General features: G+C 37.3%; 1 protein-coding gene. It reads left to right on the forward strand.

Annotation, left to right across the window (positions count from 1 at the left end; all coding sequences use genetic code 11):
* Positions 1-79: 79 nt before the first annotated feature.
* On the forward strand, positions 80-654 hold a 575-nt coding region (locus AC3WLU_RS26745), incomplete at its 3' end, for an IS110 family transposase (RefSeq protein WP_492598230.1).

Below are 654 nucleotides of genomic sequence, written 5' to 3' on the forward strand. Positions count from 1 at the left end.
AAAAAGACCTCTTGATAAGATGAATATGTCCTGAGCTGGCCAGCTAAAAGGGACAAAACATCTACTCGGAGGTCTTACTATGAATTATAACCAAAATCATAAAATAGCTCAAATTACACCTAAAACCTTAGTAATTGGTATTGATATTGCCAAACATCATCACGTGGCTAGAGCACAGGATTATCGTGGTATGGAGTTAGGATCTACTTGCTTTTTTGATAATACCCAAGAAGGGTTTAGCGCATTTATTAATTGGATTAATCAAATAAAAGAGTCATGTGAAATGGAGTCTGTCATTACTGGAATGGAGCCAACAGGTCATTATTGGCTTAATTTAGCTCATATCCTAAAGGAAAAACAGATTAAATTCGTAACGGTCAACCCTTTACACGTCAAGCATAGTAAGGAGTTAGACGATAACTCTCCAACAAAAAATGATGTTAAAGACGCAAAAGTCATTGCACAACTAGTTAAAGATGGTAGATACGCTGAACCAACAATACCACAAGGGGTTTTCGCGGAACTGCGTGTGGCTAAGAAATTACGCGATTTATTAAATGTAGACTTACAAATTGTGCAGGGACAAGTACACAACTGGATTGATCGATACTTTCCAGAGTTCTTTACCGTGTTTAAAAGTTGGGAAGGAAAGGC

This window comes from Peribacillus sp. FW305-BF15 (genome assembly GCF_058783805.1).